Genomic DNA, 21730 nt, shown 5'->3' on the forward strand with positions numbered 1-21730 from the left:
TCAGCGCGGCAGCCCGAGCACGACGAGCATGCCGAACGCGATCACGAGCACGGCGCCCGGTGACGCGATCAGCTTGAGCTTGAGGTTCTTCGTCCAGGGCGTGAGCAGCAGGATGACGGTGCACACCGTCACGGCGATCGCGAAGGTCACGACAATCATCCAGACGTCAGGCTCGAAGGGGTACGCGCCGGCGCAACCGAACACCCCGCACATCTGGAAGCGCTGCAGAAGCGCATTCCAGTAGAGGATGTAACCGACCACGGGCAGCGCCCAGAGCAGGTTCAGCATCCTCAGCGTCGCGACGCCCTCGCGGTCTCCCGACTGTTCCGGCACTACCGGCCTTCTGGCCGTTCTGTCTGGAACGGGCCAGCATCCGGCCGCTTGGCGGACACGAGGTCGCCGGAGGACTGGTGCCGCACCCGGCGGAGCACCCAGGGCACCAGGTACTCGCGCGCCCAGCTGAGGTCCTCGCCCCTGGCCTCCCGCCAGCTCAATGCCGGGGCGGGTTCCGGCTGCGAGGGCTTGAGGTCGTTCGGCACGTTGAGGGCCGCCAGCACCAGGCGCGCAATCTCGTGGTGGCCGAGCGGGTTCAGGTGCAGCCGGTCCGGCGCCCAATAGCGGGTGTCCTGGATCTCCTTCAGCGGCCACTGGTCGGCGACGATGCAGTCGTACTTTGCGGCGATGGCGCGCAGGTTCTCGTTGTAGATGGCGACCTTGCCGCGGATGCCGCGGAACACGGGGGAGAAGCCGACATCCGTCGCCGTGAACAGCACGACCGTCGCGTTGTCCCGGCTGAGCCGGGCGATCGCCTGCTCGACCAGCGCGGAGACGGCATCCGGGTCGCTGCCCGGCCGGATGACGTCGTTGCCGCCGCCAGAGATCGTGATGAGGTCCGGATGCAGGGCGAGCGCCTGGTCGACCTGCTCGTCGAGGATCTGTTGGATCAGCTTGCCGCGCACCGCCAGATTGGCGTAGGCGAAGTCGTCGGTGCCGTCGCTCAGCACCTCGGCGACGCGGTCGGCCCAGCCGCGGTAGCCGCCGGGCGCGCTCGGCTCCGGGTCGCCGATGCCCTCGGTGAAGGAGTCGCCGACGGCGACGTAGCGCTGCCACGGGTGCACGGGCCACGGGGTGCCCGCATCGGGCGCGTCGCCCTGTGGCTTCGCCTGCTCGCGGCGCCGCGAGAGTCGAAACCACAGTCCGGTGTGCTTAGCGGTGTCTTCAGCCATGACACCAATGTAATCGGGGAGCGGCTAAACTGGGGCCAGATGAATACTCCGCTCGGCCCCCACCCCCATCCGGGAACCTCGGCCGCAGAGAACCTCTCGCCGTCGTTCCCCGAACGTGCCGCTTGGGGTACCGCCAGCAAGCTGCGAGCCTGGCAGGCCGAGGCACTGGAAAAGTACTTCGACACCATGCCCCGCGACTTCCTCGCAGCGGCAACGCCGGGCGCAGGCAAGACGACCTTCGCTCTGCGCCTCGCCGCGGAGCTCCGCGGCCGCCGCGAGGTCGACACGATCATCGTCGTCGCCCCGACCGAGCACCTGAAGAAGCAGTGGGCGGAGGCTGCGGCCCGCGTCGGCATCCGGCTCGACCCCGAGTTCAAGAATGCGCACGGTCGCTTCGGCAAGCACTACCACGGCATCGCGGTCACCTATGCGGCGGTCGCCGTGCGCGCGTCGCTCTACCGCGACATCACCCTGAGCAACCGCACCCTGGTGATCCTCGACGAGGTGCACCACGGCGGCGACGCGCTGAGCTGGGGCGACGCCATCCGCGAGGCCTTCGGCAACGCCACCAAGCGCCTGTCGCTGACCGGGACCCCGTTCCGCTCTGACACCGCGCCCATCCCGTTCGTCGAGTACGCGCCGGACAACCAGGGCATCCGCACCTCCATCACCGACTACAACTACGGCTACGGCCGCGCCCTCGAAGACGGCGTCGTCCGCCCCGTCCTGTTCATGGTCTACGCCGGCCACATGCGCTGGCGCACCAAGACCGGCGACGAGATGGAGGCCAAGCTCGGCGAGGACAACACCAAGGACATCACCTCCCAGGCGTGGCGGACTGCGCTCGACCCGGCCGGGGAGTGGATCCCCTCCGTGCTGCAGGCCGCCGACAAGCGGCTCACCGAGGTGCGTCAGGGCATCCCGGATGCCGGTGGGCTGGTGCTGGCCACCGACCACTTCGCGGCCAAGGCCTATGCCGTCGTCCTCGAGGAGATCACCGGACAGCCGGTCACCCTCGTGCTCTCTGACGACAAGGAGGCGTCGGACAACATCGACACCTTCTCCGCCGGCACCAGCCGCTGGATGGTCGCCGTGCGCATGGTGTCGGAGGGCGTGGACGTGCCCCGCCTCGCCGTCGGCGTCTACGCCACCTCCTCCTCGACCCCGCTGTTCTTCGCCCAGGCGATAGGCCGCTTCGTGCGCGCCCGCCGCCGCGGCGAGACGGCATCCGTCTTCCTGCCCAACGTGCCGCAGCTGATGGCACTCGGCTCGCAGATGGAGCTGGAGCGCGACCACGCGCTGGACCGGATCAGCACCGAGGAAGACGGTGACATCTACAACCCGGAAGATGCCATGGTCGCCGCGGCGAACAAGGACGACAAGGCGTCGGAGGCGCTGACCAGCGAGTTCAGCTTCCAGGCCATCGGCTCGGCCGCCACCTTCGACCGGGTGCTCTTCGACGGCCACGAGTTCGGCACACTGGCCGAGCCCGGCAGCGACGAGGAGTACGACTTCATCGGCATCCCCGGCCTGCTGGAGCCGGAGCAGGTGAGCGACCTGCTGCGCCAGCGCCAGGCCAAGCAGGCCAGGCGCCAGGCCGAGCGGCAGAAGAACCGCCCGGCCGAGGAGATCGCCGCGGAGACCCCGCAGGCCCTCTACCGCACGCTCAAGGAGCAGCGCACGCTGCTCAACAGCCTGGTCGGCATGTGGGCCAAGATGACGGGTGAGGCGCATGGCCAGGTGCACTCAGAGCTGCGCCGGATCTGCGGCGGCCCCGCCGTCGCTCAAGCCAGCGTCACCCAGCTGCAGTCACGCATTCAGTTGCTCCGCAAGCGGCTCGGCAGCACCCACTAGGGCGTCGGCCGCGAGGGCCTTGTCCGCCAGAACGGCGTCCAGCGCCGCCAGGATGTCGGCCGCCAGGTCGTCAACGTGCTCGAGGCCGATGCTCAGGCGCACCACGGCCGCGTTCGGCTTCGCGCTGGCCACCACCGGGCGGTGCGTCAGCGACGCCGGGTGCTGCACCAGCGAGTCGACGCCGCCGAGCGAGACGGCGTGCGTGATCAGCAGACAGGACTCGGTGAACCGGGCGGCCGCGTCGTAGCCGCCGGCCAGCTCGATCGCGATCAGCGAGCCGGGGCCGTGCAGTTGGCGGCCGAGCAGGCCCTGCGGGTCCTGGCCGGGCAGCGCGGGGTAGTGCACCCGGCTGAGCGCCGGGTGCCCGTCCAGCAGGGCGGCGAGCTGCATTGCGGTCTGTTGCTGTGCGCGCACCCGCACGGGCAGGGTGCGGATGCCGCGGTGCAGCAGGTATCCGGCGAAGGGGTTCAGCAGGCCGCCGGTCAGGGCCCGCACCTGGCGGAGCCTGGTCACCCACTCGGTGCTGGTGGCGACCACGCCACCCATCACGTCGCCGTGCCCGCCGAGGTACTTGGTGGCGCTGTGCAGCACCAGCGTGGCGCCGTGCAGGGCCGGCTGCTGCAGCACCGGGGTGGCGAAGGTGTTGTCGACGAGCACCGGCACCTCGCCGGCGGCCGCGCACACGGCGGCGATGTCGAGCAGCTCAAGCGTCGGGTTCGCCGGCGTCTCGATCACGACGAGGCCGGTCTCCGGGGTGATCGCCGCAGAGATGCCGTCCGGCTGCACCCAGGCGACCGTGGTGCCGAGCAGGCCGGTGGCCAGCACGTGGTCCGTGCCGCCGTACAGCGGGCGCACGGCGACGATGTGCGGCCGGCCGGCCGCGGCGGTCGCCAGCAGGCAGGCGGCGAGCGCCGCCATGCCGGTTGCGAAGGCGACGGCGCCGTCCGTCCGCTCCAGCGCGGCCAGGCTGTCCTCGAAGCGGGCGACGCCCGGCTGCCAGAGCCGTTGGTAGACGGCAGAGGCGCCGGGTTCGAGGTCGCCGCCCGTGGCGAGGTTCTCGTAGCTGTCACCGCCGCTCTCGACATCCGTCAGCGGGTTCGTCGTCGACAGGTCGATGGTGGGCACGTGCGAGCCGGACTCGCGCACCCCGTCCATCCCGCCGTGCACGGCGATCGTCTCGAGGCGGTGACCGGGGGAATCGTTGTGAGACATCAGTGGCTCCATGCCTCGAACGTAGTTGAAGCTGTCAAAGCACCTCAAGGGTGTCAAGGATCCTGTCGAGAGTGCTGCTATTCTTGAAAGGTTCTTCACAAAGAAAGCAGGACTGCCCCGTGGATTCGAAGAAGGCCGATCTCGATCGCGTCGACCGTGCGCTGTTGCGCGCACTCTCGGCCAATGCCAGGGCCTCCGGGGCCGCGCTGGCCGCAGAGGTCGGAGTCGCCGAGTCGACGGTGTCGCTGCGGCTGCGCCGCCTGCAGGCGCTCGGCTACATCCGCGGCTTCCGGGTCGACATCGACCTGGCCGCGCTCGGCGCCTCGCTGCAGGCGCTCATCTCGGTGCGCCTGGTCAAGCACGCCCGCGGCGAGATCGACTCCTTCCGGGATTCCGCCCCGCACCTGCCCGGCGTGATCGGCCTGTTCCACATGGCCGGAGCCGACGACTACCTGCTGCACGTGGCCGCCCACGACGCCTCCGAGCTGCGCGACTTCGTGCTCACCCACCTGACCGGGCATCCGGCCGTGGCGCACACCGAGACGAACCTCATCTTCGAGCACGCCGACGGCGACGGCTGGCACGAGCTGGTCAAGGAGTAGGCGGCCGCTCCAACTCCGCCGCCTGGGCCAGCACGAACGCCCGGTCGACCACCCGGCCGTGTCCAGGCACGACGCGCTCGTCCGGGCCGACCATGTCGGCCAGGGTGCGCAGCGCGTGCGGCCAGTCCTGCGGGAACGCGTCCGGGCCGGCCTGCGGAGGCCCGGACTCCTCGATCACGTCGCCGACGATCCAGCAGCCGGCATCCGGCACGTGCACGACCAGGTCGGTGTCCGTGTGCCCCGGCGGCAGGGTGACCAGCCGCACCGTGCGCCCGCCGAGGTCCAGTTCGAGCGGCCCGTCGACGCTCACCTGGGGCGGGGTCAGCACGACATCCGGCCGGCCGGCCAGCTCCGCGGCCTCGTAGTCGCGGAAGTGCACCGCGATGCGGTGGTGGCCGTAGATCGTCGCCGTCGGGGCGAACAGCTGGTTGCCGAAGGTGTGGTCGTAGTGCGCATGCGTGTTCACCACCCAGCGGATGCCGCCCTGCCCCAGCGTTGCGGCATCCGCCACGATCTCGGCGGCCTCGCCCGGCCCGCAGCGGGTGTCGACCAGCAGCAGGCCGTCATCGCCGCGCACGAGGCAGATGGACACGTCCAGCGGCTGGTAGCGCGCCTGCCAGACGCCGTCGGCGACCTCTGCCCATTCGGCCATGGGGCGAGCCTAATCCTCCGCGCCTATCCCGACGCGGCATGCCGCGCGTAGCATCGAGCCATGTTGGCCGAGTGGTCCGGGTTCTTCGTCGCCGCCGCCGGGGCGTGCGCCGCCCTCGGCGGCCTCATCATCGTCGCCGCCTCGGTGAGCGTCACCGAGATGATCGCCATCCCGGGCATGGCCTCCCGGGCGGGAGTCGCCATCGCCCTCCTCGTCGCTTCGACGATCATCGCGCTGGCCGCGCTGATGCCCGGCCTGACAGCCGGCGGCTTCGGCTGGCTGGTCCTTCTGGCCGGCGGCATCGCGCTGGGCCTCGCCCTCGAGTCGCTGTGGCGGTTGGTGCGCACCCGGCAGCCAGGAGCCCGGGAGCACCGCGGGCTCGGGGAGTCGATCGCGAAGGGCAGCATCGGGGTGCTTCCGAGCGCCGCGTTCTGTGTCGCCGGAGTGCTCCTGGTGCTCGGCGATGCAGCGGGCGCGTACTGGATCGCGGCGGGCATCCTGCTCGCCATCTTCTCCGCCGTCGTCTCGGCGTGGGTGGTCCTGGTCGAGATCCGGCGCTGATTCCGGCGGTGTTCGGGGGCCCGAAATGCTGTCAATCACGGCGAATCGGGGGCTCGGCGGCATCCGGATCGGTAGCGTGTACAGCGGACGCTCAGGGTCGCGCGACCACATCGTTCCCGCACCAGCGCCAGGCCACCAGGAGTTCCACCCCCATGTCTCAATTCAACGAAGACACCCCGTCTGCCCGCGCGAACGTCGGCGCGCCCCAGCCGAGCGGCGCCGAGCTGCGGCGCTGGCGGCAGTATCTCGCCAACGAGCGGGCCGAGGCAGCCGTGTACCGCGAGCTCGCCGCCCGACGCACCGGCGAGGAGCGCGAGATCCTGCTCGCGCTGGCCGACGCGGAGGGCCGCCACGAGGCGCACTGGCGCGAGTTGCTCGGCGAGGAGGCCGGGCGGCCGCACCGCGCCGACATCCGCACCCGGGCGCTGGGCCTGCTCGCCCGCAGCTTCGGCTCGATCTTCGTCCTCGCCCTCGCCCAGCGCGCCGAGAGCGCCTCCCCGTACGCGAGCGACCCGCACGCCTCGGCCGCGATGGCCGCCGATGAGCGAATCCACGAGGAGGTCGTGCGTGGGCTCGCCGCCCGCGGCCGGATGCGGCTCTCCGGAACCTTCCGCGCCGCCGTCTTCGGCGCCAACGACGGCCTGGTCTCCAACCTCGCCCTCGTGCTCGGAATCGGGGCGACCGGCGTCGCCCACAGCGTCGTGCTGTTCAGCGGCATCGCCGGCCTGCTCGCCGGCGCCCTCTCGATGGGCGCGGGGGAGTACGTCTCCGTGCGCTCCCAGCGCGAGCTGCTGGAGGCCTCCAACCCGGACCCGGATGCCGACAAGGTGCTGCCAGACCTCGACGTGAACGCGAATGAGCTCGCCCTCGTCTACCGTGCCCGCGGTATGGAGGAGGGCGAGGCGACGAAGCACGCCGCCCGGGTGATCTCCCGCATTCACGCGAAGGGAGCTCCGCTGACCGGCCCGGTCAGCGCCATCGACGACCACGAGGCCATCGGCACCGGCTGGGGCGCGGCGCTCTCCAGCTTCTGCTTCTTCGCCTCCGGCGCCATCATCCCGGTGCTGCCGTACATCTTCGGCCTGCAGGGCATCGTCGCCGTCGCGGTGGCGGTCGTCCTGGTCGGCATCGCGCTGCTCGTGACGGGCGCCGTCGTCGGCCTGCTCTCCGGCGCCCCGCCCCTCCGCCGGGCGCTCCGCCAGCTCGGCATCGGCCTCGGCGCCGCCGCCGTCACCTACGTGCTCGGCCTCGCCTTCGGCACCACGATCGGCTAGCCGGCCCGACGGCGCGGATACGCAGGACCACAGCACTCCCGGCCCCGTATGCGGCGCCCGCGTCGCTCTGCTCCTGCATTTCTGCAGCCTTGTGTGCGAGCTGCCAGGGCTTCGCTTGTTCCTCGCTCAGCCGGCGTGGGGAGCGGCGGCGCACCCCGTTGGCTCGAGGGAGCGCCAGCGACCGAAGCCAACCCCGGGAGCTGCGACGCCACACGCATCGAAGAAACGCAGGACCACAGCGCTCCCGGCCCCGTATGCGGCGCCCGCGGCGCTCTGCTCCTGTTTTTCCGCAGCCTTGTGTGCGGGCTGGCCAGGGCATGGCTCGTTCCTCGCTCAGCCGACGTGGGGAGCGGCGCGCCCAGTTGGCTCGAGGGAGCGCCAGCGACCGAAGCCAACGGCTCTACGGGCTGGTGACGAAGTCGATCAGCTCCTCGACCCGGCCGAGCAGTGCCGGCTCCAGGTCGGCGAAGGTGCGCACCTGGCCGAGGATCCGCTGCCAGGCGCGCGCGATGTCCGCCTGCTCGGCGTGCGGCCAGCCGAAGCTGGCGCAGATGCCCTTCTTCCACTCGATGTTGCGCGGGATGGTCGGCCATTCCTTGATGCCGAGTCGCTCCGGCTTCACCGACTGCCAGACGTCGACGTAGGGGTGGCCGACGACGAGCACGTGCTTGCCGTATGGGCCGGCGGCGACGGCATCCGCGATGCGGCTCTCCTTGGAGCCCTTCACCAGGTGGTCGACGAGCACGCCGACCTTGCGGCCGGGGCCCGGCTTGAACTCGCGGATGATCGCGTCGAGGTCGTCGACGCCCTCGAGGTACTCGACGACGACGCCCTCGATGCGGAGGTCGGCGCCCCACACCTTCTCGACCAGCTCGGCGTCGTGCCGCCCCTCGACGAAGATGCGGCTGGGCAGGGCGACCCGGGCGGCCGCGTTCTCGACGGCGAAGGAGCCGGATGCCGTGCGCCCGCGCCCGGCCGGGGCGGCCTTCTTCGGCGCCACCAGCACGACGGGCTTGCCGTCGAGCAGGAAGCCGGGGCCGAGCGGGAACAGCCGGAGCTTGCCGAAGTAGTCCTCCAGCGTGACGATGTTCTTCTCGATCCGCACCACGGCGCCACAGAAGCCGGTCGCGACCTCCTCGATCACGAGGTCCTTCACGGCCTCGCATTCGGGAATCACCGGGCGGCCGGCCTTGCGCCAGTCGCCGGCGAGCACATCAGATCCGTAGCGGTCGTTCATCACTCATCGAGGTTATCCGAACCGGGGCTAGCGGAAGTCGCGGGAGCGCTGCGCCGCGCTCACCCCGAGCGCCTCGAAGCGGTCGGCGAGCAGGTTCACCACGCCCTCCTCTGTGCGCTCCAGGATGCCGCGCACGATGAGCGCGGGCGATTCCCTGGCGATCCGGCGGTAGCGGTCCCACACACCGACGCTGGCGATCACGTTGAGGGTGCCCGTCTCGTCCTCGATGTTCAAGAAGGTGATGCCGGCGGCCGTGCCCGGCCGCTGCCGGTGGGTGACGACGCCGCCGACCTCGATCCGCCGGCCGGACTCCCACGTTTGCAGCGCGGCGACGGGCAGGGCGCCGCGCCGGTCCAGGGAGGCGCGCACGTGCCGCACCGGGTGGTCGTCCGGGGAGATGCCGGTCGCCCAGAGATCGTAGACCACCTGCTCTGAGGCGCTCAGGATCGGCAGCAGCGGCGGCTGCAGCACGACGACGGAGCCCGCCAGGTACTGCGCCTTGTCCTGGGCGGCGTCGCCGGCGCTCCACAGCGCCTCCCGCCGCTCCATCCCGAGCGCCGAGAACGCCCCGGCCGCGGCGAGCGCCTCCAGCTGGGCGGTGTCTAGGCCCACCCGGCGGGAGACGTCGGCCATGCTGCGGTACGGGCCGGCCGCGTCCCGCTCGGCGACGATGCGCTCGGCCAGGCCCTCCCCGATGCCGGAGACGTCGGCCAGCCCGAGCCGCACCGCGTAGCCGCCGTCGCGGCGGTGCGCGGCCGTCTCGTCCGGCTGCGCGCGCTCGAAGCCCTCCGGCACGGGCGGCTGCAGCTTGTCCAGGCAGCTGTCCATGCCGGTGGTTCGTGGGCCGGTGGTTCGTGGGCCAGTCGCCCGAGCCCCGTCCAGCTCCTCCAGCACGGCGTGCACGCCGGAGCGCAGGATGTCCGGGCGCAGCACCTGCACGCCGTGGCGCCGGGCATCCGCCGTGAGCGACTGCGGCGAGTAGAAGCCCATCGGCTGGGCGCGCAGCAGCGCGGCGAGGAACACGCCGGGGTAGTGCAGCTTGATCCAGGAGCTGGCGTAGACCAGCAGGGCGAAGCTCAGGGAGTGGCTCTCGGCGAAGCCGAAGTTCGCGAAGGCCTCGATCTTGGCGTAGATGAGGTCGGATGTCGCCAGGTCGATGCCGTTCTCGGCCATGCCGGCATACAGCTTGGCCTTGAGCTTGCCGATCTTCTCGACGCCGCGCTTGGAGCCCATCGCCCGGCGCAGCAGGTCGGCGTCCTCCGCCGTGCAGTTGCCGACCGCGACGGCCATCTGCATCAGCTGCTCCTGGAAGATGGGGATGCCGCAGGTGCGCTCCAGCACCGGCTCCAGCTTCGGGTGCAGGTAGGTGATCGGCTCCTTGCCGGTCTTCCGCCGGATGTAGGGGTGCACGGCTCCGCCCTGCACGGGCCCGGGGCGGATCAGGGCGATCTCGACGACGAGGTCGTAGAAGCGGCGCGGCTTCAGCCGGGGGAGCGTGCCCATCTGGGCGCGGCTCTCCACCTGGAACACGCCGATCGAGTCGGCCCGGCAGAGCATGTCGTAGACGCCGGCCTCCTCCTTCGGCATGGTGTCCAGGCTCCACTCCTCGCCGAGCACGTCACGCGCCATGTCGAAGGCGTACTGCAGGGCGGCGAGCATGCCGAGGCCGAGCAGGTCGAACTTGACCAGGCCCATCCAGGCGCAGTCGTCCTTGTCCCACTGCAGCACCGTGCGGTTTTCCTTGCGGGCGTGCTCGATCGGGCACACCTCGCCGACGGGCCGGTCGGTGAGCACCATGCCGCCGGAGTGGATGCCGAGGTGGCGCGGGAAGGTCAGCAGCTGCGTGGCGAGCTCGGCAACGGCATCCGGCATCTCGGCCTCGGGGTCACTGGCCTTGACCGTGCTGCCCCAGCGCTCCATCTGCCGCGACCAGGCGTCCTGCTGGCCGGGGCTGTAGCCGAGCGCCTTGGCCATGTCGCGCACCGCCACCTTGGGCCGGTAGCTGATGACGTTCGCCACCTGGGCGGCGTTGTGCCTGCCGTACTTGGCGTAGACGTACTGGATGATCTCCTCGCGCCGGTCGGAGTCGAAGTCGACGTCGATGTCCGGCTCCTCGTCGCGGATGCTGGAGAGGAAGCGCTCGAACGGCAGGTCGTAGAAGATCGAGTCGACGGCGGTGATGCCCAGCAGGTAGCAGACGGCCGAGTTCGCCGCAGAGCCGCGGCCCTGGCAGAGGATGCCGCGGCTCTTCGCCTCCCGCACGATGTCGTAGACGATGAGGAAGTAGCCGGGGAAGTCCTTGAGCTCGATCACCTCGAGCTCGCGCTCGATGCGGGTGCGCATGGCCGCTGTCATGCCCGGGTATTTGCGGGCGGCGCCCTGCCAGACCAGCTCGCGCAGCCAGCTCATCGGCGTCTGGCCGTCCGGCACGTCCTGCTTGGGCAGCCCTGGGCGGGCGCTGCGCAGCGTGAAGGCGAGCTCCTCCGCGTAGACGACGGTCTGCTCGATCGCCCCGGGAAAGCGAGCGAAACGGGCCGCCATCTCGGCCCCGGAGCGCAGGTGCGCGCCGTCGGATGCCGGCAGCCAGCCGTCCATCTCGTCTAGGCTCCGCCGGGCCCGCACCGCGGAGACGGCCGAGGCCAGCCGGTGCTCGGACGGGGTCGCGTAGTGCACGACGTTCGTCGCCACGACGGGCAGCCCGGCGTCTCTCGCGAGGGCGGCGAGCACGTCGTTGACGGTGCTGTCCAGTGGGTGTCCGTGGTCGAACAGCTCGACGGCGACGTTGTCCTGGCCGAACAGGCGCACCAGCTCGGCGAGCTCGGCGGCGGCGGCCTCTGCGCCCTCCGCCGGGGTCGGCGCGGCGGCCAGCGCCTGCCGCACGCGGCCCTTCCGGCATCCGGTCAAGATCAGCCACTGCCCGCCGGCCTGCTCGCCCAGCTGCTCGAGGTCGTAGAGCGGCCGGCCCTTCTCCGCCCCGGCCAGCTGGCCGTCGGTGAGGGCGGCGGCCAGCCGGTGGTAGCCGGCCTCGCCCCGGGCCAGCACGAGCAGGTGGCTGCCCTCCGGGTCGGCGATGCCGTTCTGCGGGCTGCCGAGGCCGAGGGAGAGCTCGGCGCCGAAGATCGTCTTCACCTCCGGGTAGCTCTCGGCCGTCTCGGCCAGCCGCACCACGCCGTAGAAGCCGTCGTGGTCGGTGAGCGCAATGCCGGACAGGCCCAGCCGCTTCGCCTCCTCGAGCAGCTGCTCTGGCGAGCTGGCGCCGTCGAGGAAGCTGTAGTGCGAGTGCACGTGCAGCTCGGCGTAGGGCACCACCTCGCCGGCGTGCTCGGTCTCGATGGTCTTCGGCCGGTAGGGCTCGCGCTTGCGGGAGAGCGGGCTCTCCGGGCGGATTTCTGGGCGCGCCGGCTTGTCCGAGAGGGTGCGCTCCATCTCGGCCCACGACCGCGGCGGGTTGCTCCAGCCCATCAGTCGTACCTCGCTTCCGCCCACCAGAGGGCGTCGGTGCCGCTGTCGATCGCGGCGTCGTTGATCTCGTAGGCCAGCAGCCAGGCCATGCCGGCGGCATCCACCACCTGGAAGCGGTAGAGCCGGCGGGCGGATGCCGCATCCCACCAGCGTTCGACGACGGGCCACGGCCCGGCCCAGGCGCGCACGCCCCGCGGGGTGGCGTCGCCGATGCCGAGGCTGGCCGGGGCACCGCTCAGCATGCCGCGGGCGTCGACGTCGACGCCGTCGCCGTGCTCGTCCAGCACCGTGACGCTCCGCCGCCCGCCGAAGACGGTCGCCGGCGCCAGCTGGGGCAGGCTGCCCGGCCAGGGAGCCCCGGCCGAGCCGGGGGCGGCCGGCGGCGGGGCGTCGCCCCACGGCACGAAGACGGCGCGCTCGGCGAGCATCCGGCCGCCGGCGATGACGGCCGTTCCGACGCCCTCGTGGCCGAGCATGCTCTGCACCCGGGTGAGCCCGTGGTGGATGCGCTCGTCCGGCCCGGTGCCCCACAAGCCCTGCTCGTGGTTGCCGGTCGAGTCTGTGCGCTCCGGGGTGATCCGCACCCGGGTGACGCCGGAGCGCAGTCCCGAGCCGATCGATGCGCCGCCCTGCAGCTGCCAGCGCACCCGGTCCACGACATCCGCCGCCGTGAACCAGCGCGGGTGCAGCCAGCTGCGCTCGGAGACCGCGCCGCGCTCGGTGACCAGCTGCACCCGGATCGCCGTGCAGACCAGCCGGGAGCGGGTCAGGGCGTCCACGAACTCGTCGGCGGCGGCGCGGATGCCGAAGGCGACCTGTTCCACGATGTCCAGCGGCGGCTCGAACTCGATCACCGCGTCGAAGTCCTTCGGCACGGTCCTGGCCACCACGACGCGGCCGTCGGCGGCCCCGGCCAGGGCGTGTGCCTCGGCCCCGATGGCGCCGAAGCGGCGGTGCACGTCGACGGCGGGCAGCGCCGCGAACTCGCCGAGGGTGCTGACGCCGAGCCGGCGCAGCAGGGTGCCCATCCGGGCGTCGACGAGGATGCCGATGGGGAACGGGGCGAGGAAGGCGGCGGAGGCGCCGTCCGCGATGATCCGCACGGGGCGCTCGGCGGTGGTGGCGCGGGCGGCCTGTTCGGCGGCGAACGGCCCGTCGGCGATGCCGGCGCGCACCCCGGGCTCGCCGAGCAGGCCCTCCGTCGTTGCGCCCTGCACGGTGAGCCCGTCGAGCAGCGCGGCGGCCGCCTGCTCCTCGCCGCCGTAGAAGCGCACGGGGCCGCGGGCTCGGATCGCGACGGTGCCCGGACGCATCAGCTGCACGCCGGGGACGAGTTGCTCCAGCGCGGCCAGCACCGACTCAAAGGCGCGGGCGTCCTGGGCGGGGTCGTAGGGCAGGGTGAGCAGATCCGGGCAGCGTGACTGCGCCTCGCGGAGCTTCAGGCCCCGCTGCACCCCGGCAGAGCGTGCGGCGGCGGAGCAGGCGAAGACCAGGCCGTGCTCGATCAGCGCCAGCGGCGCGGCGGGGTCGGTGGCCTCGTCTGGCTCGCCGGCTTCGTCAGGTTCGCCGGCTTCGTCAGGTTCGCTGAGCTGGCGGGCCGCCGTGACCGGCCAGTCCGGGAGCCAGAGCACGATGGTGCGTCCCAGTTTCTCCGATCCCTGCATCAGTCAAGTCTCGAATCTTTGTTCGATTAAGTCAATCCGTCGAAACCGGCGGCGCGTCGCAGCGGGATGACGCCGGCCGGCATGGGGCCCGTCGCGGCCGCGGGCCCTGCCGCGCGGAACGCCGAGTGCGCGTCGGGCAGCCAGAGTCGGGCGGTCCGCGGGCGGTCGAAGCCGAGCCGGCCCGTCGCGGTCACGGTCGCCTCGCGGCCGGCCAGGTGGCCGTGGCCGTCGCCGAGCCCCTGCCAGTCGCCGCCGTCGAGCCGCAGGGTCGCGTCGCTGCCGGGCCAGTCGCCGAGCACGAGAAGGGTGGCGCCGCGCTGCCGCAGCCGGGCGCTGAGGCGGGCGGCATCCGCGTCGCCGACCCGGCGCGGCGGGCGCGTGACGACGACCGTGAGCACATCGGCGAGGGCCGCGGTGACGGTGAGCCATTGGTCGCCGGGGGAGGGCGCCAGCACGAGCCGCTCCAGCTCGATGCCGAAGCGCGCGGCGGCCTCGATGCCGAAGTCGGGCGCTCCCACCACCCCGCACCAGGAGCCGGCGGCGGACGGCGCGGCCAGCAGGGCCATGGCCAGTGTCGTCGAGCCGGCCAACGAGTACACCGAGCCCTGACGCAGTGCGCCGCCGGGCAGAATGGATGCCAGTGCCGGCAACGTCGGCAGGGCCTTGCTGTCGAGCGTCGTCGCCTGCATGCTGCGGATGCGCGCCTGCAGCTCGAGCACCCGGGCGTTCGCGCCGGTGGTCTCGATCGTCTGAAGATTCTCGGCGAGCATGGACACACTTAAGTCTCGAACTTATGTTCGATAAAGTCAATCGGCGCTCAGCGGATGAAGCCGGCCTGCACCCGTCCGCCTGCGCCGTGCAGTTCGCGTGCCTCGCGCGGCGCTCCCGCGGATAGCGGCGAGGGTATCCCCACGTCGGCTTGAGGGAGCTTGCGACCGACGCCGTGAGCCGCGCGGCGGGCACAGGCGTTCGCGTGTTCAGAAGGGCGGGGTGTCGGCGAAGCGAGCGGGCGGTTCGAGCGCGGATGCTGATTCGGAATCCGGTGGCCCTGTATGGGGTGGTGCATGCTGGAGGCGGGACGGCATGGTCCTGTACTCGCGTCCGCCCGGCGAGACCCACCTCAGGTTCCCGCCGCCAACCTGCTCGACCCGCCAGCGGGAGTTGTGCTTGAGCCGGTGGTGCTTCTTGCACAACACGGCCAGGTTCTCCTCGACGGTCAGCCCGCCGTCCTCGAACGCCCGGGTGTGGTCGGTCTCGGAACGCTCCGCCTTGCGGGTGCAGCCGGGGAACCGGCACGTCTCGTCCCGGTACAGGATCCAACGCCGCAGGGACGCGGACAGCCGGTACTGGGTCGGGTCCAGCTGCAGCGGGGTCCCGTCAAGCGGGTCGGTGAGGATCCGGTGCAATGTCGGGGCCTGCGCGACGAGCCGGCGGGCCGTGTCGGCGTCGATCGGGCCGTAGCCGTGCAGCTCGGCCGGCTCCTCCGAGGTGTCGATCAGGGTGTCGATGCCGATGGTGAGTTTCGGGACGGCGACGAACACCTCGGGGCGGGCGAACGCCAGCGTCGGGATGTGGGTCTGGCCGTCCTCGGCTGGGAGGGCGAGGAGCAGCTCGGCGGCGATGTCCGCCTCCAGCTGGGCATGTGTGCCCGAGCCGAGGATGCCGTCCGCGGTCTCGCCCGTCTCCACATCCATCCCCTCGGCGCCTTGTGCGGCCTCCCGTTGCGCCTCGGTCGCGAGGTCGCCCACCCGGGTGCTGATCGCGAGGGCCTTCTCCGCCTCGAGGTAGAGGTGCAGCCAGGCCATCCCGTCGGCGTCCGGCTCGAACACCAGCCGCCGGTCGGCCCGGGATTTGGATGCCCGAGCTTCGAGTGCGTCCGGGTGCAGCCGGTCGCGGAGACGAGTCACGGCCCGGTGGAACGCGGACACGTTCATGGTGCGGGCCTTAACCAGCGCCTCCCGCTCGAAGCGGGCGTGCACGGCCGGCGGCAGGAAAACGGCGGCGGCGAGGATCTCGCGGGCGTGCTGCACAGTGATGGTGCCGGCGGAGAGCTCGGCCAACGTGGTCGTGAACATTCCACACAATTGCGTCGCTTCATAGATCAGGCCGACCATGGTGCGCTCGTGCACGCGCAGAATCAACGCAAGCTCGGCGGTGATGCTGCGCCTCGCGAACTGCTCGTCCAGGGACGGGCGGCCGCCGAGCGGGTCGGCGATCGCCACCGCCCGGCGCACCGCCTCGTCGATCCGCCGGTACCGATCCGCCTGCAACACGCACTCCGCGGAAGCGCCCGAACCCAGCGCGGCCAGGCACTCATCCAGCACCGGGTCGAACCCGGCGTTGGGAGCCTGCGTCGGCTGCGTTTCCATGACTGAAGCGTCTCACCGACCTCTGACACTGCGAGGCGAAAATGGGCCCAAATCAGGGCAATTGTGGACAAATTCGGCCGTCGTTACCTGATTGTGACCTTTCGCGGGGAGAGCGTTGCGGGTTGGCTCCGGGGCTTCGCTCGTTCCTCGCTCAGCCGACGTGAGGAGGGGCGCTCAGCCGCCGTGGGACGGGGCATTCTGCCGCCGTGGGTCGGGCGTTCTGCCGACGCGGGGAAGGGAGTCCTGCCGACGTGGGGAGGGGCCGGTCGGCAGAGGGCGGAGGGGGCGAGGACAGGGTGGCGAGGTCGGGTCGCCGGGTCTCGATACGGCGCTGGCGCGCCTACTCGACCAACGGGGGTGGTGGCGGCCGGCCGCAGAGGCCGACCTCCTCACGTCGGCTGGAGGGGGCCGCGCCGCGAGGAACGAGCAGCGCAGCCCCCGAAGCCCTGGAGTCGGCGGGGTGCGGCCGCGCCGACATCCGACCGCGGACAACACCCGCGTTCCGCGGTCGCCACGACTATCGCGGAACGCGTCATCTGCCGCGTGGGCAGCGCCGGGGCGGTCGGCTGGTCGCTGGCGCTCCCTCGAGCCAACGGGGAGAGGAAAAGCATCCGCGCGGCAGCGCCGAGCCCTAAGGTACGAGCATGACCGCAGAGAAGAGAGCAACTCCTGCCGTGCGCCAGCTTCGCCTCGTCGTCGAGGCCGAGGATTACGAGACGGCGGTCGCCTTTTACCGTGATGTGCTCGGCCTCACCGAGGAGGCCGCATTCGACGGTGGCGATGGCGCCAAGGTCACCATTTTCGATGTGGGCCGAGCCACGCTGGAACTGTCCAACCCGGCCCAGGTCCGCATGATCGACACCGTCGAGGCCGACGGCACGCGGAGCGCACGGATGCGGGTCGCGTTCGAGGTCGACAATGCCACCGCCGCGACCGAGAACCTGGTGAGTGGCGGCGCCACCCTCATCGCCCCGCCGCGGGAAACCCCGTGGCGGTCGCTGAACTCCCGGCTATCCGCGCCCGCAGGACTGCAGATCACACTGTTCCAGGAGCTCGACGGGGGTTAGAGCGGGAGCTCAAGCGGGAGCTGGTGCGGGCTCTCAGCCCTTCTGCAGCTCTTCGGCGAGCATCACGAGGATTCCGCTCGGGCCGCGGAGGTACGTCAGTTTGTACACGTCCCGGTATGTCGCCACGCCACGCAGCGGGTGGCAACCGTGGCGCGCGGCAATCTCCAGCGCCTGGTCGATGTCGTCGACGGAGAACGCCACACGGTGCATGCCGATCTCGTTCGGGAGAGTGGGCTCCGTCTCGATCGCAGCAGGGTGGATGTACTCGAAGAGTTCCAGCCACCCCTGTCCGTCCGGAGTTTGCAGCAGCGCGATGTTGGCGTGGTTGCCGTCCAGGCCAACGGCCGTGTCCGTCCACTCGCCGCTGACCGTGTCGCGCCCCGCGACGGTGAGCCCGAGGTCGGTGAAAAAGGCGATCGCTGCGTCAAGGTCGCGCACGGCGATGCCGACGTTCTCCAGTTTTATGACCATGCGCTGCATGGTACCGAGTCGAGCTGCGCAGCGCTGCTGGCCGCATCCGCCCGTCAGGTGGCGCACACTGGGAGAGTGAACGACTTCGATGGCCTCTTCGATGGCCCGCCGTGCCCGGCCTGCGGCGCGGAAATGCAGGCGGATGGCGTCGACACCGCTGAGGGCCTCGAATCCTGCCACCGCTGCCCGCGCTGCAAGCTGGTGCTCGTGATTCCGGGCTACTAGGTTTCGACAAGCTCAACCAGCGGGCCAGGGACAAAACGGCAAAAGAAAAGGGCCGGATCTTTCGATCCGGCCCTTTTCTGCTCTATTTCCTACGAAACAGACTGTCTCAACACAGTGTGCGCGAAGGGGGACTTGAACCCCCACGCCCGTTAGGGCACTAGCACCTCAAGCTAGCGCGTCTGCCAATTCCGCCACCCGCGCATGTGTTTCTGCAGCTGATCTCTCAGCGGCACGTAGGAGAGATTAGCACGTAACTCTGGGAGGAGCCGCACCGTGCACCCATGCCGGGCGTGTCTCGGTCAGTGCTCATCACGCAGCCAGCCCAGCACATACGCCGGCGCCGTGTCGGCGGCCTCGAGACCGAACGCGAGGTGGGACCCATCCATCCAGTAGAGCTCAGAGCCGGCGATGTGCTCATGGGCGTACTCGGCGTTGGACGGCGGCACAGCCGTGTCCGAGCGCCCGTGCACGATCAGCGTCGGGCATGACACGCGCTCCAGCGGGGCGGGCGTGAACGGGGTGAAGTCGTTCTTCATGCCCTGCCGTCGTCGCGCCGAACCGAGCGACGAGCGAAACGTCGCCTCGAGCAGCGCCGTCCGCCCGGGAATCGCCGCGAGTTTGGCCGCCCGCTCGGATCTGACCGCCGTGGACTCGCTGCCGAAAAGCCGGAGCAGCACCCTGAGGGTCGGCTCCGTCGCATGGGCCAGGAGCCAGATCTGCGCCCGGAGGAGCGCGTCCGGCACGCCAATGCCTGCCAGCCCGCCCGGAATCGGGCCGGGGATGCACACGCCGTCGACCTGGACGAGCTTCGCCACGCGGTCGGGGTGCCTGGCAGCAAGCTCATACCCAGCGGGCCCGCCGCCCGAGACGGCGAACGCGATGATGCGGTCGATCTCGAGCGCGTCGAGCAGTGCCGCCAGGGCATCACCCTGCTCGGCGAAGGTGCGCCCCGTCGAGAGTGGGGTTCCCAGGTATCCGGGCCTGCTCGGCGCGATGATCCGAAACCCGTTCAGGCGCAGATACTCGCCCGCCACGAGCCCCTGGTCCCAGCCCCCGGGGGTGCCGTGGAGGGCAAGCACCGGCTCGCCGTTCCCACGCTCGGCACACTCAACCGGTCCTGAGCGCGTCGAAACGACGCGCGGTGACTCCGCCAAGCACCCACGGAGGTCCCCAGAGGTGGGCGATCGCGGCGAGATGGCCATGATCAATAATCGCAATGCGGATGCCTGCCGGCAACGGGGGAGCAGCCGCCGAAATGGGCATGAAAAAAGGCCGTACAACCAAACTTCGGTCATACGGCCTTTTCTCGCACCAAGCTCGAACTGAACCGAGCTTCACACTGTGCGCGAAGGGGGACTTGAACCCCCACGCCCGTTAGGGCACTAGCACCTCAAGCTAGCGCGTCTGCCAATTCCGCCACCCGCGCAGTGTTGTTTCCGGCTGCTGATCTCTCAGCGGCCGAAGACGAGATTAGCACGGATTCCGAGAGGGTTTTGAGCGTTCGCGACACCGGGCGCACGACACGCCGAGTGCGCGAGCGGTCGGGTAGCGTGAATCCATGCCCCAACCCGGTGATTCTTCTGCAGACAATATTTCTGAGCTCGACGCCACTGCCGTCATTGCGCGTGACCTCATCCGCTTCGACACCTCGAACTACGGCGAGGGCAGGGCGAACAGCGAGACAGAGGCCGCCGAGTACATGGCAGAGCACCTGCGCGCGCTCGGCTTGAAGCCGCAACTCTTCGACGCCGACCCCGGGCGCACCAGCGTCGTCGCACGGGTGCAGGGGCGCAACTCCGAGAAGCCGGCGCTCGTCGTTCACGGCCACCTCGACGTGGTCCCGGCAGATCCGGCCAATTGGTCCGTCGACCCCTTCGGCGGCGTCGTCAAGGACGGCATGCTCTGGGGTCGTGGCGCCGTCGACATGAAGAACATGGATGCCATGATCGTCACCGCGCTGCAGGACATCCTCGGCCAGGGGCAGCAGCCGGAGCGCGACCTCGTCGTCGCCTTCTTCGCCGACGAGGAGGCCGGGGGAGTCCAGGGCTCGCACCACCTGGTCAAGAACCACCCCGAGCTCTTCGCGGGGGCCACCGAGGCCATCAGCGAGGTGGGCGGCTACTCCATCACGATCGGCGACAAGCGCTCCTACCTGCTGCAGACGGGCGAGAAGGCCCTGCTCTGGATCAAGCTCGTCGCCCGCGGCCAGGCGGCGCACGGCTCACGGTTGATCCACAACAACGCCGTCACCAAGCTGGCTGAGGCCGTCGCCACCCTCGGCCGGCGCGAATGGCCGATCAAGCTCACCGACACCACCAGCCACATGCTCGCCGAGATCGCTCGGATCCTGGATGCCGACCCGCTGCGGGTCGGTCCGGACGAGCTCGCGCTGGCCACCGGCTCGGCCTCCGGCTTCCTGCTGGCGTCGCTCCGCACCACGACGAACCCGACCCTGCTGCAGGCCGGTTACAAGCACAACGTCATCCCGGACATGGCCGAGGCGCTCATCGACATCCGCACCCTGCCCGGCGAGGAGGAGGCCGTGCTGGCCGAGGTCCGCGAGCTCGTCGGCCCCGACATCGAGGTCGTCATCATGCACCGCGACATCGGGCTGGAGACGCCGTTCAGCGGCTCCCTCGTCGACGCGGTCACCGGCACGCTGCAGCGGCACGACCCGGGCGCCCCCGTTCTGCCCTACCTGCTCTCCGGCGGCACCGACAACAAGGCGCTCAGCCTGCTCGGCATCACCGGTTACGGCTTCGCCCCGCTGCGGCTGCCAGAGAGCATGGACTTCCCCGCGATGTTCCACGGGGTCGACGAGCGCGTTCCGCTGGACGCATTAGTCTTTGGCAGGCAGGTTCTCCGAGATCTGCTCATCACTTACTGACGCGGAGACTGCAGTACATGGATTTCATCAACGCCATCATCCTGGGCCTGGTCCAGGGACTCACCGAGTTCCTGCCGATCTCCTCGAGCGCCCACCTCAGCATCGTGGGGTCGTTCCTCGGCACCGGTGAGGACCCCGGCGCCCGGTTCACCGCGATCACCCAGATCGGCACCGAGCTCGCCGTCGTCATCTTCTTCTGGCGCGACATCGTGCGCATCATCAGCCGCTGGGCGCAGTCCCTGGTCGGCAAGCTGCCGCGCAACGACCCGGATGCCCGCATGGGCTGGCTGATCATCATCGGCTCGCTGCCGATCGCGGTCCTCGGGCTCGTCTTCAAGGACCAGATCGAGACGACGCTGCGCAATCTCTGGATCACCGCGACCATGCTGATCGTCTTCGGCATCCTGCTCGGCGTGGCCGACTACGTTGGCGCCAAGCGGCGCAAGCTCGACCAGCTGACCTACCCGCACGGCGTCGCGTTCGGCTTCGCGCAGGCCCTGGCCCTCATCCCCGGCGTCTCGCGCTCCGGCGGAACGATCACCATGGGCCTGTTCCTCGGCTACGAGCGCGCCGCGGCCGCCCGCTACGCCTTCCTGCTGGCCATCCCCGCCGTCTTCGGCAGCGGTCTCTACCAGGTGTACAACTCGATCACCGACCCCTGCGTCGCCGGGGCGAGCGGATGCCTGCCCGAGGTGTTCGGGCCGCTCGAGACGCTCGTGGCCACGGTCATCGCCTTCGGTGTCGGCCTCGTCGTGATCGCGTTCTTCATGAGCTACATCTCCAAGCGCAGCTTCCTGCCGTTCGTGATCTACCGGATCGCGCTCGGCTTCGCTCTGTTCGGCCTGCTGGCCACGGGAGTCATCGCCGCGTAGCCCCGAATGGAGTGGGCCCCGGGTGGGGCTCACTCCATATGTGAACACTGTTGACAACACGCATCACCTGTTTCTAAGCTGCATGTGCCCGCAGC

General features: G+C 70.6%; 19 protein-coding genes and 2 tRNA genes. 8 read left to right on the plus strand and 13 right to left on the minus strand.

The annotated features are described in order from the left end of the window. On the minus strand, nucleotides 1-333 hold the full coding sequence (locus BLT62_RS10080) for a hypothetical protein (RefSeq protein ID WP_083363937.1): 333 nt from the start codon (nucleotides 331-333) through the stop codon (nucleotides 1-3). Continuing rightward, the gene (locus BLT62_RS10085) at nucleotides 333-1226 is read right to left on the minus strand and encodes an SGNH/GDSL hydrolase family protein (protein ID WP_083363938.1); all 894 of its coding nucleotides are present in this window, start codon (nucleotides 1224-1226) and stop codon (nucleotides 333-335) included. Before BLT62_RS10085 ends, BLT62_RS10080 begins: the two co-directional genes overlap by 1 nt. A 39-nt stretch (nucleotides 1227-1265) precedes the next feature. Between BLT62_RS10085 and BLT62_RS10090 the strand changes: the two genes are divergently transcribed. Further along, nucleotides 1266-3080, plus strand: coding sequence for a DEAD/DEAH box helicase (locus tag BLT62_RS10090; RefSeq protein ID WP_083363939.1), 1815 nt, complete (start codon nucleotides 1266-1268; stop codon nucleotides 3078-3080). Here BLT62_RS10090 and BLT62_RS10095 read toward each other — a convergent pair. Beyond that, on the minus strand, nucleotides 3036-4292 hold the full coding sequence (locus tag BLT62_RS10095) for a trans-sulfuration enzyme family protein (RefSeq protein WP_231919092.1): 1257 nt from the start codon (nucleotides 4290-4292) through the stop codon (nucleotides 3036-3038). The genes BLT62_RS10090 and BLT62_RS10095 overlap by 45 nt on opposite strands. Before the next feature lie 119 nt (nucleotides 4293-4411). On the opposite strand from BLT62_RS10095, the gene BLT62_RS10100 reads away from it, so the two are divergent. Continuing rightward, nucleotides 4412-4894 carry an Lrp/AsnC family transcriptional regulator gene (locus BLT62_RS10100; protein WP_104475615.1) on the plus strand — a complete coding sequence of 161 codons (483 nt, stop codon included), beginning with the start codon at nucleotides 4412-4414 and terminating at the stop codon, nucleotides 4892-4894. Here the strand turns inward: BLT62_RS10100 and BLT62_RS10105 are convergent. Continuing rightward, on the minus strand, nucleotides 4884-5546 hold the full coding sequence (locus tag BLT62_RS10105) for an MBL fold metallo-hydrolase (RefSeq protein ID WP_083363941.1): 663 nt from the start codon (nucleotides 5544-5546) through the stop codon (nucleotides 4884-4886). The genes BLT62_RS10100 and BLT62_RS10105 overlap by 11 nt on opposite strands. A gap of 60 nt (nucleotides 5547-5606) precedes the next feature. On the opposite strand from BLT62_RS10105, the gene BLT62_RS10110 reads away from it, so the two are divergent. Together BLT62_RS10110 and BLT62_RS10115 are read left to right on the plus strand one after the other, a co-directional pair. After that, a complete protein-coding gene (locus BLT62_RS10110; protein WP_083363942.1) occupies nucleotides 5607-6107 on the plus strand; it encodes a hypothetical protein in 501 nt (166 codons plus the stop codon). 152 nt (nucleotides 6108-6259) lie between these two features. Continuing rightward, nucleotides 6260-7381, plus strand: a complete 1122-nt coding sequence (locus tag BLT62_RS10115; RefSeq protein ID WP_083363943.1) for a VIT1/CCC1 transporter family protein — start codon at nucleotides 6260-6262, stop codon at nucleotides 7379-7381. Nucleotides 7382-7781: 400 nt separating this feature from the next. On the opposite strand, the gene BLT62_RS10120 is transcribed toward BLT62_RS10115, so the two are convergent. The 5 genes from BLT62_RS10120 to BLT62_RS10140 form a co-directional block, all read right to left on the minus strand. Continuing rightward, the gene (locus tag BLT62_RS10120) at nucleotides 7782-8618 is read right to left on the minus strand and encodes a DUF3097 domain-containing protein (RefSeq protein WP_083363944.1); all 837 of its coding nucleotides are present in this window, start codon (nucleotides 8616-8618) and stop codon (nucleotides 7782-7784) included. Nucleotides 8619-8645: 27 nt separating this feature from the next. Further along, nucleotides 8646-12080 (minus strand): error-prone DNA polymerase, encoded by a 3435-nt coding sequence (locus BLT62_RS10125; protein WP_083363945.1) that lies wholly within the window; start codon nucleotides 12078-12080, stop codon nucleotides 8646-8648. Further along, complete coding sequence (locus BLT62_RS10130; RefSeq protein ID WP_083363946.1) at nucleotides 12080-13744, minus strand: DNA polymerase Y family protein; 1665 nt, start codon at nucleotides 13742-13744, stop codon at nucleotides 12080-12082. Before BLT62_RS10130 ends, BLT62_RS10125 begins: the two co-directional genes overlap by 1 nt. Nucleotides 13745-13770: 26 nt before the next feature. Beyond that, entirely contained in the window at nucleotides 13771-14514 is a 744-nt protein-coding gene (locus tag BLT62_RS10135) for a hypothetical protein (protein ID WP_083363947.1), read from the minus strand. Between the two features lie 207 nt (nucleotides 14515-14721). Then, complete coding sequence (locus BLT62_RS10140; protein ID WP_083363948.1) at nucleotides 14722-16113, minus strand: HNH endonuclease signature motif containing protein; 1392 nt, start codon at nucleotides 16111-16113, stop codon at nucleotides 14722-14724. A 644-nt stretch (nucleotides 16114-16757) separates the two neighbouring features. Between BLT62_RS10140 and BLT62_RS10145 the strand changes: the two genes are divergently transcribed. Next, nucleotides 16758-17180 carry a VOC family protein gene (locus BLT62_RS10145; RefSeq protein WP_083363949.1) on the plus strand — a complete coding sequence of 141 codons (423 nt, stop codon included), beginning with the start codon at nucleotides 16758-16760 and terminating at the stop codon, nucleotides 17178-17180. Between the two features lie 33 nt (nucleotides 17181-17213). Here BLT62_RS10145 and BLT62_RS10150 read toward each other — a convergent pair whose 3' ends face one another. Continuing rightward, the gene (locus BLT62_RS10150) at nucleotides 17214-17651 is read right to left on the minus strand and encodes a VOC family protein (protein ID WP_083365410.1); all 438 of its coding nucleotides are present in this window, start codon (nucleotides 17649-17651) and stop codon (nucleotides 17214-17216) included. A 75-nt stretch (nucleotides 17652-17726) separates the two neighbouring features. On the opposite strand from BLT62_RS10150, the gene BLT62_RS17675 reads away from it, so the two are divergent. Then, nucleotides 17727-17876, plus strand: coding sequence for a hypothetical protein (locus tag BLT62_RS17675; protein WP_156786306.1), 150 nt, complete (start codon nucleotides 17727-17729; stop codon nucleotides 17874-17876). 117 nt (nucleotides 17877-17993) lie between these two features. On the opposite strand, the gene BLT62_RS10155 is transcribed toward BLT62_RS17675, so the two are convergent. From BLT62_RS10155 to BLT62_RS10165, 3 genes are all read right to left on the minus strand, one after another. Beyond that, nucleotides 17994-18077, minus strand: a tRNA-Leu gene (locus BLT62_RS10155). Nucleotides 18078-18175: 98 nt separating this feature from the next. Beyond that, nucleotides 18176-18955 carry an alpha/beta fold hydrolase gene (locus BLT62_RS10160; RefSeq protein ID WP_172829682.1) on the minus strand — a complete coding sequence of 260 codons (780 nt, stop codon included), beginning with the start codon at nucleotides 18953-18955 and terminating at the stop codon, nucleotides 18176-18178. Between the two features lie 263 nt (nucleotides 18956-19218). Beyond that, a tRNA-Leu gene (locus BLT62_RS10165) sits at nucleotides 19219-19302 on the minus strand. 132 nt (nucleotides 19303-19434) lie between these two features. Here BLT62_RS10165 and BLT62_RS10170 point away from each other — a divergent pair. Both BLT62_RS10170 and BLT62_RS10175 read left to right on the plus strand, forming a co-directional pair. Further along, nucleotides 19435-20763 carry a M20/M25/M40 family metallo-hydrolase gene (locus BLT62_RS10170; RefSeq protein ID WP_083363951.1) on the plus strand — a complete coding sequence of 443 codons (1329 nt, stop codon included), beginning with the start codon at nucleotides 19435-19437 and terminating at the stop codon, nucleotides 20761-20763. A gap of 17 nt (nucleotides 20764-20780) precedes the next feature. After that, nucleotides 20781-21635 carry an undecaprenyl-diphosphate phosphatase gene (locus BLT62_RS10175; protein WP_083363952.1) on the plus strand — a complete coding sequence of 285 codons (855 nt, stop codon included), beginning with the start codon at nucleotides 20781-20783 and terminating at the stop codon, nucleotides 21633-21635. Nucleotides 21636-21730 lie beyond the last annotated feature (95 nt).

This window comes from Microterricola viridarii (assembly GCF_900104895.1).
Taxonomy (GTDB): Bacteria; Actinomycetota; Actinomycetes; order Actinomycetales; family Microbacteriaceae; genus Microterricola; species Microterricola viridarii.